At 71.9% G+C, this 15,993-nt stretch carries 12 protein-coding genes; 6 read left to right on the top strand and 6 right to left on the bottom strand.

All coding sequences use genetic code 11. The features are described from left to right. Positions 1-4,317: beta strand repeat-containing protein (locus FJ657_RS04380; protein WP_141162411.1), on the bottom strand; the 4,317-nt coding region annotated here is incomplete at its 3' end. Positions 4,318-4,640: 323 nt separating this feature from the next. Between FJ657_RS04380 and FJ657_RS04385 the strand changes: the two genes are divergently transcribed. Together FJ657_RS04385 and FJ657_RS04390 are read left to right on the top strand one after the other, a co-directional pair. Continuing rightward, positions 4,641-5,984, top strand: coding sequence for a calcium:cation antiporter family protein (locus tag FJ657_RS04385; protein ID WP_141162412.1), 1,344 nt, complete (start codon positions 4,641-4,643; stop codon positions 5,982-5,984). Next, complete coding sequence (locus tag FJ657_RS04390; RefSeq protein ID WP_141162413.1) at positions 5,981-6,727, top strand: metal-dependent transcriptional regulator; 747 nt, start codon at positions 5,981-5,983, stop codon at positions 6,725-6,727. Before FJ657_RS04385 ends, FJ657_RS04390 begins: the two co-directional genes overlap by 4 nt. 90 nt (positions 6,728-6,817) lie before the next feature. Here the strand turns inward: FJ657_RS04390 and FJ657_RS04395 are convergent, their stop codons facing one another. Genes FJ657_RS04395 through FJ657_RS04410 form a run of 4 tightly spaced genes read right to left on the bottom strand, consistent with a single transcriptional unit; the run spans position 6,818 to position 10,617 of the window. Beyond that, entirely contained in the window at positions 6,818-7,891 is a 1,074-nt protein-coding gene (locus FJ657_RS04395) for a glycine betaine ABC transporter substrate-binding protein (RefSeq protein WP_141162414.1), read from the bottom strand. Next, a complete protein-coding gene (locus tag FJ657_RS04400; protein ID WP_141162415.1) occupies positions 7,891-8,649 on the bottom strand; it encodes an ABC transporter permease in 759 nt (252 codons plus the stop codon). Before FJ657_RS04400 ends, FJ657_RS04395 begins: the two co-directional genes overlap by 1 nt. Continuing rightward, on the bottom strand, positions 8,646-9,983 hold the full coding sequence (locus tag FJ657_RS04405; protein ID WP_141162416.1) for a betaine/proline/choline family ABC transporter ATP-binding protein: 1,338 nt from the start codon (positions 9,981-9,983) through the stop codon (positions 8,646-8,648). The genes FJ657_RS04400 and FJ657_RS04405 overlap by 4 nt, the downstream gene beginning before the upstream one ends. After that, entirely contained in the window at positions 9,976-10,617 is a 642-nt protein-coding gene (locus FJ657_RS04410) for an ABC transporter permease (RefSeq protein WP_141162417.1), read from the bottom strand. The genes FJ657_RS04405 and FJ657_RS04410 overlap by 8 nt, the downstream gene beginning before the upstream one ends. A gap of 314 nt (positions 10,618-10,931) precedes the next feature. Between FJ657_RS04410 and FJ657_RS04415 the strand changes: the two genes are divergently transcribed. After that, complete coding sequence (locus FJ657_RS04415; protein WP_141162418.1) at positions 10,932-12,701, top strand: alkaline phosphatase family protein; 1,770 nt, start codon at positions 10,932-10,934, stop codon at positions 12,699-12,701. A 32-nt stretch (positions 12,702-12,733) separates the two neighbouring features. Here FJ657_RS04415 and FJ657_RS04420 read toward each other — a convergent pair whose 3' ends face one another. After that, complete coding sequence (locus FJ657_RS04420) at positions 12,734-13,693, bottom strand: aminoglycoside phosphotransferase/kinase family protein (protein WP_255447133.1); 960 nt, start codon at positions 13,691-13,693, stop codon at positions 12,734-12,736. Between the two features lie 72 nt (positions 13,694-13,765). Between FJ657_RS04420 and FJ657_RS04425 the strand changes: the two genes are divergently transcribed. The 3 genes from FJ657_RS04425 to FJ657_RS04435 all read left to right on the top strand — a co-directional run bounded on the left by FJ657_RS04425 (position 13,766) and on the right by FJ657_RS04435 (position 15,632). After that, positions 13,766-14,296 carry a DoxX family protein gene (locus FJ657_RS04425; protein WP_369407396.1) on the top strand — a complete coding sequence of 177 codons (531 nt, stop codon included), beginning with the start codon at positions 13,766-13,768 and terminating at the stop codon, positions 14,294-14,296. A 359-nt stretch (positions 14,297-14,655) separates the two neighbouring features. Continuing rightward, the gene (locus tag FJ657_RS04430; RefSeq protein WP_369407397.1) at positions 14,656-15,243 is read left to right on the top strand and encodes a fluoride efflux transporter FluC; all 588 of its coding nucleotides are present in this window, start codon (positions 14,656-14,658) and stop codon (positions 15,241-15,243) included. After that, a complete protein-coding gene (locus FJ657_RS04435; RefSeq protein WP_141162419.1) occupies positions 15,240-15,632 on the top strand; it encodes a fluoride efflux transporter FluC in 393 nt (130 codons plus the stop codon). Before FJ657_RS04430 ends, FJ657_RS04435 begins: the two co-directional genes overlap by 4 nt. The last annotated feature ends 361 nt before the right edge of the window (positions 15,633-15,993 follow it).

Here is a 15,993-nt window from a genome sequence, read left to right on the forward strand (position 1 = left end):
GGTCGTGGTGACGGTGTCGACGGTGGCGCCGCCGGCATCCTTCACGACGAGTGTGACGGTCGAGCCGCCGGTCGCGTCGGCCGGGATGCCGCTCAGGCCGAGCGGGATGCCGGTGCCGTAGTCCACATTGCTCGCCGTCGAGGTCAGCGCCGGCGAGGCCGCCTTGCTGACGGTGAAGTCGGCGGGGCTGGCCGTGCTCGAGGTGTGGTTCGCGTCACCGGCCCAGGTGGCCCGGGCGGTGAAGTCGCCGGCCAGGAGCCCGGAGACCTGCGCCGAGGCGAGCTGACCGACGGTGGTCGTCACGGTCGTGACCGGGGTGCCGGCTCGCGTGGTGATCGCGATCGAGATCGACGAGGTGGTGTCGGCATCGGCCGGCAGCCCCGTCACGCCGAGCGGCACCGGGGTGCCGTAGGGCTTGCCCGTCGCGGTCGTGACGGTCGTCGATGCGGCCTTCGTCACGGTGAACGGCGCGGAGGTTCCGGTGGCGGTCGCGTGGTTCGCGTCGCCCGCCCAGGTGCCGACGGCCGTGTAGTCGCCGGCCGGCAGCACCTTGGTCTGGGCGGAGGCGAGGTTCGCGACCGTGGTCGTGACGGTGTCGACGGTCACGCCGCTGCTGTTCTTGACGTCGAAGGTGACGGCGCTCGTGCCGACGGCGTCGGCGGGGATGCCGGTCAGACCGAGCGGAACGCGGGTGCCGTAGGCCTGCGGCCCCTGCGCCGTGGTGGTGAGAGTGGCCGCACCGGCCGGGGTGACCGTGAAGGTCGCCGAGGTGCCGGTCGACGCCGTGTGGTTCGCGTCGCCCGCCCAGTCGCCGACGACCGAGTAGCTGCCGGCCGGCAGCACCTTGCTCTTGGCCGTGGCGAGGTTCGCGACGGTGGTGGTGACGGTGTCGACGACGGCGCCGCCCGAGTCGCGCACGGTCAGGGTGACGACCGAGCTCGGGGTGGCGTCGACGGGGATGCCGCTGAGGCCCAGAGGAACGGGCGTGCCGTAGGTCTGCGGGCCCTGCGCGGTGGTGGTCAGCGAGCTGGATGCCTTGGTCACCGTGGAGGCGGCCGCGGTGCCCGTGCGCTGCGTGTAGTTGGCATCGCCGGCCCACACGCCCGTGGTCGAGTAGGTGCCGGCCGGCAGCACCTTGCTCTTGGCGGTGGCGAGGTTCGCGACGGTCGTGGTGACCGTGTCGACGACGGCGCCGCCCGAGTCGCGCACGGTCAGCGTGACGACGCTCGTGCCGTTCGCGTCGGCGGGGATGCCGGTCAGGCCCAGCGCGAGCTGGTTGCCGTAGCTCGTCGTCGCCGTCGCGGTGGTGGTCAGCGCCGGCGGCGTCGCCTGCGTCACGGTCGAGTTCGCCGTTCCGCCGGTCGCGCCGGTGTAGTTGCCGTCACCGGGCCAGACGCCGGTGGTGGTGTAGCTGCCGACGGGCAGCACCTTCGATTTGGCGGTGGCGAGGTTCGCGACGGTCGTGGTGACGGTGTCGACGACGGCGCCACCCGAGTCGCGCACGGTCAGGGTGACGGCGCTCGTGCCGGCGGCGTCGGCGGGGATGCCGCTCAGGCCGAGGCTGAGCTGGTTGCCGTAGGTGGTGGTGGCGGTCGCGGTGGTGGTCAGCGTCGGCGAGGCCGCCTTCGTGATCGTCGAGCTCGCGGCGCCTCCGCTGGCGGGGCTGTAGTTCACATCCCCCGCCCACGATCCGGTTGTGGTGTAGCTGCCGACCGGCAGCACCTTGCTCTTCGCGGTGGCGAGGTTCGCGACGGTCGAGGTGACGGTGTCGACGGTGGCGCCGCCCGCATCCTTCACCGAGAAGGTGACGAGGCTCGACCCGCTGGCGTCGGCGGGGATGCCGGTCAGGCCGAGCGCGAGCTGGTTGCCGTAGGTGGTCGTCGCCGTCGCGGTCGTGGTCAGCGCCGGCGGGGTCGCCTTCACCACCGAGGAGTTCGAGGTCGTGCCGGTGGCGGCGTTGCGGTTCGCGTCGCCGGCCCAGGTGCCCTGCACCGTGTAGGTGCCGACGGGCAGCACCTTGCTCTGCGCGGTGGCGAGGTTCGCGACGGTCGTCACGACGGTGTCGACGGTGGTGCCCGACGAGTCCTTGACCGTGAAGCTGACCGCGCTCGAACCGGGCGCATCCGCCGGGATGCCGGTGAGGCCGAGCGAGAGCTTGCTGCCGTAGGTGACGGTCGCCGTCGACGTGGTCGTCAGCGCGGGGGCGTTCGCCTTGGTCACGGCGAAGCTCGCCTGCGAGCCGATCGCTCCGGTGTGGCTCGCGTCGCCCGCCCAGGTTCCGATGACCGTGTAGCCGTTGCCGGCCGGCAGCACCTTGCTCGTCGCGGTCGCGAGGTTCGCGACCGTGGTGGTGACGGTGTCGACGGTCGTCCCGGTGGAGTCCTTGACGACGAAGGTGACCGCCGAGGTCCCATCCGCTCCCGCCGGGATTCCGGTCAAGTTGAGGGGCACGCCGTTGCCGTAGGTGACGGATCCGCCGCTCTGCGCGCCCACCGCGGTGGTGACCAGCGTCGGCGCGCCGACCTTGTTCACGGTGAGGGTCGCCGTGGCGACGGTGGAAGACGCGTACTGCGTGTCGCCAGAGTAGGTGGCGGTGACCGGGTAGCTGCCCGCGACGAGGGTCGTCGCGGTCGTGCAGCTCGCGGCGCCGGCGCTCAGCGTGGCCGAGCAGAGAGTGATCGGGTTGTTCGACGCATCCACGCTCGTGAAGGTGACGGTGCCGGTGGCCGCCGTCGGCGTGACGGTCGCGCGCAGGGTCGCCGCGGTGCCGTAGGTGACGGTCGCCGTCGCCGCGTTGTTGACGGTCTCGGTCGTGGTGGTGGCGCCCTTGGTGACGGTGATCGTGCCGGTGCCCGAGGCGGGCAGGCTGTCGTTGGAGCTGCTGGTCGAGGTGACGCTCAGCGCCGTGCCCGTGACGCTCGTGCTCGACGGAACCGAGTACGGCAGGTTCAGGGCGGGCAGAGCGGTGCCCGCGGCGATCGTGCCGGTCGGCGTGTAGGTGCAGGTGATCGCCTGACCCGAGGGCGCCGCGCAGGTCCAGTTGGCCGGGAGCGATCCGGCCGTCGGGGCGGTCGGCGTGGTCCCGGTCGGGAACGTCGTCGTCACGACGACTGGCTGGTCCTCCGAGCCGCCGTCGGGGCTGACCGTGGGCGTCACCGTGTAGGTGCCCGTTCCGCCCTTCGGGGCGGTCGAGGTGCTGCCGGCGAGGGTGATGACGGGCACCGGGCCGGCCAGCGTCGTCGCCGAGACGGTGCTGATCTCGTGGTTGTCGTTGGCTCCGCCGGTCGACGAGGTCCAGCCGTAGCTGAGCTTGTACGGGTAGCCGGTCGTCGGGTTGTACCAGTTCGCGTTCGGGGCGAACGCCGAGTACTCCGAGCTGGTGTACTTCGGCAGCGCGCCGGTCATCGAGGTGACGGCGCCTCCGATCGGCTTCCAGAGCACCGCGTAGCTGCTGGCGGGAACGGTGAACGTGCCGAACGAGGCGGTGGCGGCCGCGGTGATGTCGGCGCCGGTCGGGTTGTAGAGCACACGGACGGGGACGAGCGAGTTCGCGCGGGTGGTGCCTGCCAGCTTCGACTGGTCCTTGACGGTCTGCCCGGACACGACCTTGGTGTAGGTCTGGCGGTTCAGGAGACAGTATCCGTTGGTGGTGTTTCCGGGGCCGCGCACCGCGACGGCGGTGTATTCGCCCGTGACCCGGCAGGTGGAGGGCGTGGTGCCGCCGACCTGGATGAAGTTGCCGTAGGCGTCGAGTCCGATGCCGAGGTATCCGTTGCTCAGACCGTTGCCATCGCTGCCGTAGACGTACCCGAGCGATCCGCCGAGGGCACCGGTCGTGCTCGGCACCTGCGGGTTCAGCGGGTCGGTCGCGGCGAGGTAGAACGCGATTCCGTCGGCGCCGCTGCCGCCCCACTGATACGAGTTGAACGAGATGTCGAGACCCTTGGTGGTCGGGATCGACTGCGTCGAACCGAGCGCGCCGACCTGATCGCCGAGCGCGGGGGTGAGGCGCAGCACCCCGGGCGATTCCGCAGTCGTCGCGCATCCCGGCACAGGCGTCTGGTTGGCCGAGGCCGTGGCCTTGCCCGTCAAGCAGGCCGCATTCGTCGCCCCCGACTTCGACGGCGTCAGCTTCTGCCAGTTGCCGCGAACGGCGAGATCGGAGCCGGTGAAGCTCTCGGTCTCGAAGGTCGACTGCGCCGGCGGTGCGGCGGATGCCGTGGCGATCGGCAGCAGGGCGAGACCCGCTCCGACGAGAAGAGCAGTGGACGCAGCGAGCAGCTTTCGGGCGCGCGCGGGCAGCGTTGAGTCGTGCACGGTCGGTGATTCCGTTTCCCCCGGGACCGCTCCCCTGGTCGGATCCGCGGGCTGGAACCTTGCGGCCGTGAGCAGTCTTCGAATCGAGGGTGCCCCGGTTATGCGACATCCGTCAAGGCTTCTCACCCCGCGCTCGCCCCCCAGTGCGAGCGGCCCCCGAACGGTTCCCACCGGGTCGAGGGACAGCGGATGTCCGTTTCGGCGACGCGGATGTTGGACGCGTCCAACAACGAGATGCCCGTCGACACACCGCGAGCGCGCGCGACAGGGTCGCTGAGGATGAACGCCGGGAGGGCGCGCATCCGGGAAGGGACACCACCACCATGCCCGCCGCGCTCATCCGCCGGATCGTCATCTGCCTCGCGATCGCCGCCCCCGCGATCACGTTCCGCATCACCGGCTTCCGACCCGATCCGGTCGTCGACCTGCTCGTCTTCGGCGCCGCCGTCGTGGCCGCCGCGTTCCTGCTCGCCTGGGCCGCCGAGGCCGCGCAGAAGGACATCTCCGGCGCCCTCGCGATCGCGATCCTCGCCTTCATCGCCGTGCTGCCGGAGTACGCCGTCGACCTCTTCTACGCGTTCCGCTCCGGCTCCGAGCCCGCGTACGCGCAGTTCGCCGCCGCCAACATGACCGGATCCAACCGGCTGCTGCTCGGCTTCGGCTGGCCGCTCGTGGCCATCACCGCCCTAATCGTGGCGCGGCGGACGACGGCGGCGGCGCGGTCCGGCTCCGGCTCCGGCTCCGGCTCCGGCTCCGCGAAGCTGCCGCGCGCGGCGCACGCTCTCGAGCTGCCCAAGGAGAACCGCCTCGACATCGGGTTCCTGGCCCTGCTCTCGATCGCCGCCTTCGCGATCCCGCTGCTCGGCACGATCCCGATCTGGCTCGGCGTGCTGCTGATCGTCACCTTCGGCCTCTACCTCTGGCGCGCCAGCAAGAACCACTCCGACGACGACGGCGAGGGGCGCGATGGCACTGAGGAGTTCGTCGGTGGGGCTGCGCTCATCGCCGAGATGCCGACGCGGGCGCGTCGCGCGACCGTGATCGCCCTGTTCGTCGTGGCCGCGGCCATCATCCTCAGCTCGGCGGAGCCCTTCGCCGAGGCGCTCGTCTCGTCGGGATCGTCGCTCGGCATCGACAGCTACTTCCTCGTGCAGTGGCTCGCGCCGCTCGCCTCCGAGGCGCCCGAGTTCATCGTCGCGACCATGTTCGCGCTGCGCGGCATGGGCGGCGCCGCGATCGGCACGCTCATCGCCTCGAAGGTCAACCAGTGGAGCCTGCTCGTCGGATCGCTGCCGGTCGCGCACGGACTCGGCGGCGGCGGATGGGCGCTCGAGCTCGATGCGCGCCAGGTCGAGGAGTTCGTGCTCACGGCCAGCCAGACCGTGATGGGCGTCGCGATCATCCTCGCCCTGTGCTTCCACTGGTGGTCGGCGGCGGCGCTCGCCGGACTCTTCGCGGTGCAGTTCTTCGTGCCCGACGAGAACGGGCGCTATGTGCTCAGCGTCATCCACCTCGTCATCGCGGTCGGGGCGCTCATCGTGCACCGGCGCGACATCGTGCCGACGCTCGCGGCGCCGTTCCGGCGGGCGCGGCCGGTCGGTCATGACGGCGGGGACGCGGGCGGGCCCGCGACGGGGGAGCAGGCCGCAGTAGCCTCTCAGCGATGACGATCGACCCGGCGGCCGCCCGCGACCGCGAGCCCAGCCGCATGGAGGAGGACTACCTCACCATCGTCTGGAAGGCCTACGAGTGGCCGGGCGACCGGCCCACGACGACCGACCTCGCCGCCCGGCTCGGCGTGACCCCCTCGACGGTGTCGGCGAACCTCAAGAAGCTCGCTCGCGATGCCCTCATCGAGTACGAGCCCTACGGCTCGATCCAGCTGACGGAGACGGGCCGCGCGATCGCGACGAAGGTCGTCCGCCGGCACCGCATCATCGAGACCTACCTGGTCGAGCGCCTCGGCTTCGGCTGGGATGAGGTGCACGACGAGGCCGACCGCCTCGAGCACGCGGTGAGCGATCTCGTGCTCGCACGGATGGACGCCGAGCTCGGGCATCCGTCCGCCGACCCGCACGGCGACCCGATCCCGGGTGTCGACGGCAGCATCCCCTTCGCCGACGCACCGACGCTCGCCGCCGTCGCGGCCGGGCGCCGGGTGCGTGTGCTGCGCGTCGCCGACCGGCACCCCGAAGTGCTGCGCTACCTCGCCGACAAGGCCGTCGCGGTCGGCACCGAGCTGGTGGTCGTCACGGCGATGGATGCGGTCGGTGCGATGCGCGTGCGGCACGCCCCGGTCGGCGACGCGGCTCTCGCGGCCGGAGTCGAGCGCCCGCTCCCGCTCCCGCCGGCCGCCGAGCTGGAGCTCAGCGCCGTCGCGGCGGAGTCGATCCGCGCCCTGCCGCTCTGACCCCTGAAGTCGAGAGCGGGGTCCCGTTCCGACGGCGGGGCGTCGACACCCCGCGCTCGGAATGGAACCCCGCGCTCGCCTGCAGCTTCATCAGGGTTGCGTGACGAAACCGTTCTTGCGCAGGAAGTCGAAGGCGACGTCGCCCGGGTCCTCGCCGCCCTCATCCACCCGCAGGTTGAGCTCCTGCAGCGTCTCGTCGGTCAGCTTCGGGCTGATCTGGTCGAAGATCGTCTTCAGCTGCGGGTACTTCTTCAGCGTGGCCGTCTGCAGCACCGGGGCCACGTTGTAGGCGGGGAAGAACTTCGCGTCATCCTCGAGCACCGTCAGGTCGAGGCTCTTGATGCGGCCGTCGGTCGTGTAGACCTCGCCGAAGTTGCAGGCCGAGCCCTTGTCGGTGGCCGTGTAGACGGCGCCGGTGTCGTAGATCTTGATGTTCGAGTCGGGCACCCCGTCGGCGGCGCCGCGCTCGAGGCCGTACTTCTTGAGCATCGGCGTGAGGCCGTCGCTGCGCGAGTTGAACTCCGACTCGACGCAGATGGTGCGCTGGTCGACCGGCAGCTTCGCGATGTCGCTGAGCTTGGTCACACCGAGCTCCTTCACCGCCTCCGACCGCACCGCGAGGGCGTAGGTGTTGTTGAGCGGCGCCGGAGGCAGCCAGGTCAGGCCCGACTTGGCATCCGCCTTGCGCACGGCGTCGTACTGCTCCTGCTTGTCGGGGATGCCCTGCTCGTGACCGAGGAAGGTCAGCCAGGCGGTGCCCGTGTACTCCCACGTCATGTCGGCGTCGTGCGCGAGCATCAGCTGCCGCACCGGAACGCTGCCGGGCACGTTCGTCTTGTCGACGACCTGGAATCCGGCGGCCTTCGCCGAGATGACGGCGATCTTGCCGAGCACGAGCTGCTCGGTGAAGTTCTTCGACGTGACCGTGATGGTCGCGTCGGCGGGCAGGCCGTCGATCTTCTCGATCGAGCCGGGCGCCGCGTCGGGCGCGTAGGCGGCGGCCGACTGCAGGCCGCATCCGGTCAGGGCGACGAGCGCGGCGGCGGCCAGCGCGCCGGCGGCGATGCCGCGGCGGCGCAGACGGGCCGAGGTGGATGCGGCGGGGCGGCCGACGCGGCTGGTGGTGGTGCGCGCGGTGGCGGCGCGGGTGCTGGTGCTGCGCATCACAGTCCCTTCGGTCGGGCGACGTGCTCGACGACGCGGCCGGCCCAGTCGACGACGAGGGCGAGCAGTGCGACGATGACGGCGCCGGCGAGCAGCACGGTGTAGAGGTACAGGCTGACGCCCGTCGTGATCAGCAGGCCCAGCCCGCCGCCGTTGACGAAGGCGGCCAGGGTGGCGGTGCCGACGAGCAGCACGAGCGCGGTCCGCACGCCCGAGAGCATGACCGGCACGGCCAGCGGCAGCTCGACGCGGAACAGCACCGCGACGGCGCTCATGCCCATGCCGCGTCCGGCCTCGATGAGGCGCTGGTCCACGGCGCGGATGCCGAGCATCGTGTTGCGCAGCACCGGCAGCGCCGCGTAGAGCACGAGCGCGGTGATCGACGCCCAGTAGCCCGAGCTGATGAACACCGACAGCAGCACGACGAGGCCGATCGCGGGCGCGGCCTGGCCGAAGTTCGCGATCGCGAGGATCGGGCCGGCGGCCTTGCGCAGCGGCTTGCGGGTGAGCAGCACACCGAGCGGGATCGCGATCACGAGCACGATCACGCCCGACACGAAGGTCAGCGAGAGGTGCTGCACGGTCGAGTTCCACAGTGCGGCGGGCGCGAGGGTTCCGCGCTCGGTCGCGCTGAGCGGGGCGACGGCGATCCAGATGCAGACCGCGGCGAGCACGGCGAGGATCGCGACGATCTGGATGATCAGCGAGCGCCAGCCGCTCTTCCGGCTGGACTCGACGCGGGTGGCGGTGTCGGTCATCCGGCGGCGCCTCGCTCGGTGTGGTCGGCGCGGGCGTCGTCGGTCGCGGTCGCGGTGGCGGCCTCGTCGCCGGCGTGCGCGGCCTGCGCCGCCTCGCCGGCCGCGATGAGCGACGGGGTCAGGCCGATCGAGCCCGAGTTCATGCCGACGGGCGCGCCCTCGGAGTTCGCGGCGTTCGCACGCGCATCCCGGATCGCCTCCATGACCGTCTCGACGTCGATGACGCCCTCGAAGCGCTCGCGGCGTCCCGTGACGAGCGCGGCGCCGACGCTCGTGACGAGCATCGTGTCGAGCGCGTCGTTGAGGGTCGCGGCGCCCGAGACGACCGGCAGCGCCGGGTCGAGGCGCGCGTCGATCACGTCGATGCGCGAGAGCTGGCGGCGCGAGAGCCACTGCAGCGGACGCTCGCGGTCGTCGACGACCACGACGTGGCCGTGGCCGGCGTTCTCGGCCTGCTGCAGCGCGTCCTTGCCGGTGGTGCCGGGCTTCACGACGACCGCGTCGGCCACATCCACGTCGCGAACGCGGCGCAGGGTGAGCTGCTTCAGGCCGGCGCCCGAGCCGATGAAGTTCTCGACGAACTCGTTCGCCGGCTCGGCGAGGATGCGCTCGGGGGTGTCGTACTGCACGATGCGCGCGCCCTCTTCGAACACGACGATCCAGTCGCCCAGCTTCACGGCCTCGTCGAAGTCGTGCGTGACGATGACCATCGTCTTCTGCACTTCCTCCTGGATGCGGATCAGCTCGTCCTGCAGGCGCTGGCGCGTGATCGGGTCGACGGCGCCGAAGGGCTCGTCCATGAGCAGCACGGGCGGGTCGGCGGCGAGCGCGCGGGCCACGCCGACGCGCTGCTGCTGACCTCCGGAGAGCTCGCGCGGGTAGCGGTCGCGATAGGTGTCGGGGTCGAGCGACACGAGCTCGAGCAGCTCATCCACCCGCGCCGCGATGCGCTCCTTCGACCAGCCGAGCATCTTCGGCACGAGACCGATGTTCGTCGCGACGGTCATGTGCGGGAACAGCCCGCCCGCCTGGATGACGTAGCCGATGCGGCGACGCAGCTCGTCGCCGTCGATCTGCGTCACGTCCTCGTCGCCGAGCACGATGCGGCCGTTCGTCGGCTCGATGAGCCGGTTGATCATCTTCAGCGTCGTCGTCTTGCCGCAGCCCGAGGGGCCGACGAACATGACGACCTTGCCGGCCGGGATCTCGAGCGTGATGCCGTCGACGGCGGGCTTGGTCTGCCCCGGGTAGCGCTTCGTGACGTCATCGAGCCGGATGGGGCGCCCGCTCACCTCGGCGGAGGGCTGCTCGATCGTCGTGGTCGTATCAGACACGGATTCCTCTCGGGGTGGTCAGTCGGCCCAGGCCGACGAGAAGCAGGTCGAGCACGAGCGCCAGCAGCACCACGCCGACGACGCCGACGACGATCGACTCGGTCGCTCCGGCGCCGCCGAGTCGCGACAGGCCGGAGAAGATGAAGCCGCCCATGCCGGGGCCGAGCACGTAGGCGGCCACGGCGGCGATGCCCATGATCATCTGGGCCGAGACGCGGATGCCGCCGAGGATGACCGGCCAGGCCATCGGCAGCTCGACGCGCAGGAAGGTGCGCAGCCGGCCCATACCGATGCCGCGCGCCGACTCGACGAGGGCGGGATCGACGCCGCCGAGCCCGACGATCGCGTTGCGCAGCACGGGCAGCACGGCGAAGAAGGTCACGACCACGACGGCCGGGGTCACGCCGAAGCCGAAGGGCGCGATCATCAGGCCGACGAGGGCGAAAGCGGGGATCGTGAGGCCGATCGCCGACACGCTGTTCGCGACCGAGGTCAGCGCGGGGCTGCGGTAGACGAGCGCGGCGATCACGACCGCGATGACGACGGCGAGCACGAGGCACTGCACGACGAGGGAGAGATGCTGCCAGGCCGAGAAACCGATGGCGTCGAGTCGTGTCGAGATGTAGTCCCACATCGTGGCGATCGCGCCGTCCGTTCCGTGTCGGGTTCCGTATGCCGTCTGCTCGTGAAAGCTCCCGACGGCACAGGTGTGACCGGGGTATCGGCCGTGGTGGTGGCGCCTCTCGGCGGTGCCGTCGAAATCTCCGCGGGGGTGAGCCGCGGGCTATTCGACCGTAGCGACCGGAGCGGCTCTCGACTTCGTCCGGGGTACGCGATGACAGGTAGACCGTTCGTTCTCTCGTTTCGGAAACCCCCGGTCACGAGTGGATGCGTCGACGAACATCCACAAGTCCTGGGAACGACGGGCGTCGTGCCTAGAGTGGGGCCGTGGCGGACCAGGACGACCGGGGAGACCGGGAATCGGCGGCGGATGACGGCGCGACCTCGCGTCGGCGCTTCCTCCGCCGGGCCGGCATCGGCGTCGCCGGCGCCGCGATCGGCGCCGCGGGCGCAGCCGGGGCGATCGCCGCGGCGCAGGGCCGATTCGGGGCCGGCGACAACCCCGACGACGTCTACGGCTTTACGCCGCTGAAGGCCCGCCCCGAGCCGGGCTTCGACCACGTCGTCGTGCTGATGTTCGAGAACCGCAGCTTCGACCACATCCTCGGCCGCCTCTATCCCGACGGGGCTCCGCGTGGTCAGCGCTTCGAGGGGCTGCAGGGCGAGCACGCGAACCTCCACCCCGACGGCACCCGCGTCGAGGCGCACGTCTACGAGGGCTCCACCGACTGGGTCATGTCGCAGCCCGACCCCGACCCGGGCGAGTTCTACGCGCACGTCAACACACAGTGGTTCGGCGTCGTCGATCCGCCGTCGAACGAGCGCCCGCAGGAGAACGGCTACACGGCGCCCTACAACGCCCCGGCGGATGCGTCGACGCGACGGCCCGACATGTCGGGCTTCGTGCACGACTACGTCGTCAACTACCGAATCGAGCGCGGCGCCGATCCGATGCCCGAGCAGTACCGGCCGGTCATGGGCGGCTTCGCCCCCGAGATGCTGCCCGTGCTCTCGACCCTCGCCCGCAGCTTCGCCGTCTACGACCACTGGCACTGCGCCGTGCCGTCGCAGACCTTCTGCAACCGCGCCTTCTTCCACGCCAGCACATCCCACGGCTTCGTCACGAACGCCGAGAACGGCGGGCAGCAGAAGTGGCTGGATGCCAGCCACGGCGAGACGATCTTCAACCGCCTCGAAGAAGCGGGGAAGAGCTGGCGCGTCTACTACGACGCCGACCAGGTGGTGTCGCTGACGGGGATGCTGCATGCGCCGGTGCTCGAGAAGTACTGGAAGAGCAACTTCCGCAGCATGGAGCAGTTCCACGACGACGCCCGCACCGGCAGGCTGCCCGACTACGCCTTCATCGAGCCGCGCATGGTCTTCGACCACAACGACATGCATCCGCCGCAGAACCGCGTGCGCTTCCCGCACGTGCCCGGCGAGGCGTCGTACGACGTCGCCATGTCGGACATGCGCGCGGGCGAGGCGCTGCTCGCCGAGGTCTACGGGGCGGTGCGGGCGGGGTCATCGACCACCGGATCGAACGCGCTCAACACGCTGCTGCTCGCGACCTTCGACGAGCACGGCGGCATCTACGACCACGTGCCGCCGCCCGCCGCCACGCCGCCGTCGGGCGAGCCGGTCGCGGGGGAGTGGGACTTCACCTTCGACCGGCTCGGCGGCCGCGTTCCGGCCATCGCGATCTCGGCCTACACCCGCGCCGGCAGCATCATCAACGACGAGATGCACCACGGCTCGCTCGTGAAGACGATCTGCGAGCAGCACGGGCTCGAGCCGCTCACCCACCGCGACGCCGAGGCGACGAGCATGCGCAACGTCGTCAACCTGACGACGCCGCGCCAGCCGGCGCTCTGGCCCGACGTCGCGCCCGTGTACGTGCCGGCGAATCCCGAGCGGAAGCCGCGCGCCCGTCCGACCGGCGCGCACGCGTCCCACGCCCTGACCGCGCCGGCGAAGAGCCTCATCGGCCTGCTGCTCGCGAAGTACGAGCCCACGGCGGCGGTGCCGGACACCTTCGCCGACGCCTACGACGTGCTCCACAAGCACGGCGAGCAGCTGTTCGGGGTGCGGGACTAGTTCGGACTCGACCAGGAGTCGCCGCATCCGCCTCAGGCGAGGGCGCGCATCCACTCCCCGTGGTGAGCGGCGAGGAAGTCGGCGACGCCGCGCCAGTGGGCGCCGTGACCGGCGGTGAACATCGTGGCCCAGGGCTCGACGCCCGCTACGTGGGTGTCGCGGAGGTGGTCGTGCATGGCGGCGGCGCGGGGCGCGAGCAGCGCGAGCGTGCGGCCGCGGAGGTCGGCGAGGTCGGCAGGCGTGAGCGGGTCAGCGACGTAGCCGCGCCAGAGGGCGCGCATCCGCTCGGCGATCTCGCGCGGATCGGCGTCGGCGTGCGCGAAGGCGAAAGCGGGCAGGGCGTAGGCGAGCTCCCAGGCGCGGGTCGTCGGGCCCGCGCCATCCCAGTCGATGAAGGTCAGGCGAGGCATCGCGGTGGGCGGCACCGCATCGGTCTCGGCGTCGCCTTCGATCACGAGGTTCCAAGGCGCGAGGTCGTGGTGCCCGATGACGTCGGGCTCGCCGGTCGCGCTCGCCGCGGACGGGGCCGGCAGCAGGGGCTCGGCGAAGGGCGGGCGCGCGGCGCTCATCCACTCGCCCGGGCTCGGACTGGCGTCGTGGATGCGTCGGATCAGCGCGCCGATCGCGTGCAGCCGTGCGGAGTCGAAGGGCGGCAGGTCGAGGGCGAGGGCGCCGGGCACGAAGTCGAGCACCTGGCGTCCGGCGGCGTCGCGGCCGAGGGCGCGGGGCAGGGGCAGCTCGGGGTCGCGCTCGGCGAGGAGGGCGAGGTACGCGTGCACCGCCGGGGTGCCGGCGAGCCAGGGCTTGCGCACGGTGTCGCCGACGCGCACGACGCCGGCGCTGGCGTTGCCGCCGGCGAGCGGCTGCTCGGTGAGCGGCTCCGGACGGGCGGGCCGGCCGGGCTGCGCGGGCAGGCCCGGGAGCGCGGGCGAGGCGGCGCCGGTGTCGGCATCCTCGCCGTGGGCGGCGCGTTCGCGATCCCCGTCGATCATCCGGCGAGCGTAACCGGGGCGGGGGCTGGGAAGGCGAGCCGCGCATCCACTCGATGACGGAAGGTGGGCGGCATGGCGCGCGCGAAGGACGACCGGCGAGACGACGGCACGAAGTATCAGCTCGCGGGGCACACCGATGGGATATCCGCCGACGGACTCCCTGAACCCGAAGCACTCGCCGATCGCGACGAGCCCGTCGAGCCCCCGAGCGGCATCCGACGGCTGGCGCGCGTCGCGCTCGGGGTCGCCTTGGTCGGCGCCGGGATCGGGCACCTGACGTTCGCCCGCCGCGACTTCCGCGCGCAGGTGCCGAAGGGCGTGACCGAGGTCACCGGATTCAGCGAAGACCAGGTCGTGCTCATGTCGGGCATCGCCGAGATCGGCCTCGGCGGGGCGCTCGCCGTGCTCGGACGCGGACGTCGCGATCGGCGCCGGCTCGGCGTGGTGGCGGCGCTGTTCTTCGCGGCGGTGTTCCCCGGCAACGTCGCCCAGTGGGTGAACCGGCGCGACGGCTTCGGGCTCGACACCGACGACAAGCGCGCGCTGCGCCTGCTCGGGCAGCCGCTGCTCATCGCCTGGGCGCTCTGGTCGACGCGCCGCTGAGCGCGCGGAGTCCCGCCGCGGCAGGTGCTGGCCGCCGCGGGCGCTGGCCGCGGCGGTGCGTCTCCGGTTTCGGAATCAGGAGCCTGGCGAGCGACGCCGGGGCGCCACCACCGCTCCGCATCCGAAACCGCGAACACATACGGCGAACGCGGGTCGGCGTGCGAGTCGACCGGGCCGAGCGGTGACCGGACCGATCGCGTGCGCCGCGCATCCACCGGCCGCCCTGTGGCAGACTGCACGCGGTGCTCGGCCTCCCCGGTCGGCGCTGCGGCGGTGGGGCTCACCGGAACCGAACCTCGCACCTGGTGCGACAACAGTCCCTGTCTCGGCACTTCGGCGTGCTTGCAGATGGGAGACCCGTGAACGAGAACCGCCCCGACGACCGCGATCCGCGTGACGAGCGCGATCCGCGCGACGACGCACGGCGCCTGCACCCTCCCGAGAACGCGCGCCTGGTGCGTCGCGACTCCGCCCCCGAGCTGCCGCTCGACCCCGACACGGATGCGGTGGATCTCGCCAGCGGACGCTCGCTTCCGGTGCATCTGCGCCCGACGTCGCTGCTGCTGGTCATCGCCGGCGGAACCGTCGGCACGCTCGTGCGGGAGCTGATCGATCTGGCGCTGCCGCGCCCGGGCGGGCTTCCGGTCAGCATCCTGCTCATCAACCTCAGCGGAGCGCTGATCCTGGGGGCGCTGCTCGAGGGGCTGGTGCGGCGCGGACCCGATGAAGGTCGGCGCCGCAGCGTCCGGCTGCTCGTCGGAACCGGCGTGCTCGGCGGGTACACGACTTACTCGGCGCTCGCCGCCGACAGCGCCAAGCTGCTGCTCGGCGGCGACGCGCTGCTCGGGGTGCTCTACCCGCTCGCGACGCTGCTTCTCGGCGCGCTCGCCTCGCTGGCCGGCATCCTGCTCGCTCGGCGGATCGTGCGGGCGGGGGCCGGCGCATGACCGTCGTTACCGTGCTCGTCGTCGCGCTCTGCGGCGGACTCGGCGCCGCCATCCGCCTCGCGCTCGACGGACTCATCCGCGGCCGCAGCGCGCGCAGCGCCCGCCTGTCGACCTTCCCTGTCGGAACGCTCGTGATCAACGTGACGGGCTCGTTCATCCTCGGACTGCTCGCCGGCCTCGCCCAGGCGAACGCCGCACCGGCCCTGCTCGTGAGCGCGCTCGGCACGGGGCTGATGGGCGGATACACGACGTTCAGCACGGCGAGCTTCGAGACCGTGCGTCTGCTGCAGGGCCGCCGCTGGGTCGCGGCCGCGCTCAACGGACTCGGGATGCTCGTGATCGCCGTCGCGGCGGGTGTGCTCGGGATCGTGGTCGGCCGCCTCGCCTGAGCCTCGGGCGTCCGGTGTGCGGGGTCGGCGAGACGACCGGGCGTCGGCCGGCCGAGTGTCGTGACGCGGATACTGCTCAGGCGTCGGGGCGATGCCGCCCGCGAGCCCAGTGGTACGCGTGGCCAGTATCGGCGACAGGGTTTCGGTGGCGGGTCGCGGATGCGCGACAGGCTCGAGCTTCGCAGCGGGACGACGGTCGCGTGCATCCGAATCCGCCTACCGCTGCCGCGCACTGGCCGCGCCCGGCCGCCGGTACTGCTCGGAGGGGTGGGCGGCGGCGCGGGCTGCTCCGGAGGCACGGCTGGCCAGTATCGGCATTCCTGGCGGGTGCACGGCTTCGGGCGAACTGGCGGGCGGCGTG

It is taken from the genome of Schumannella soli, assembly GCF_006517435.1.
In the GTDB taxonomy this organism is placed as follows: domain Bacteria; phylum Actinomycetota; class Actinomycetes; order Actinomycetales; family Microbacteriaceae; genus Schumannella; species Schumannella soli.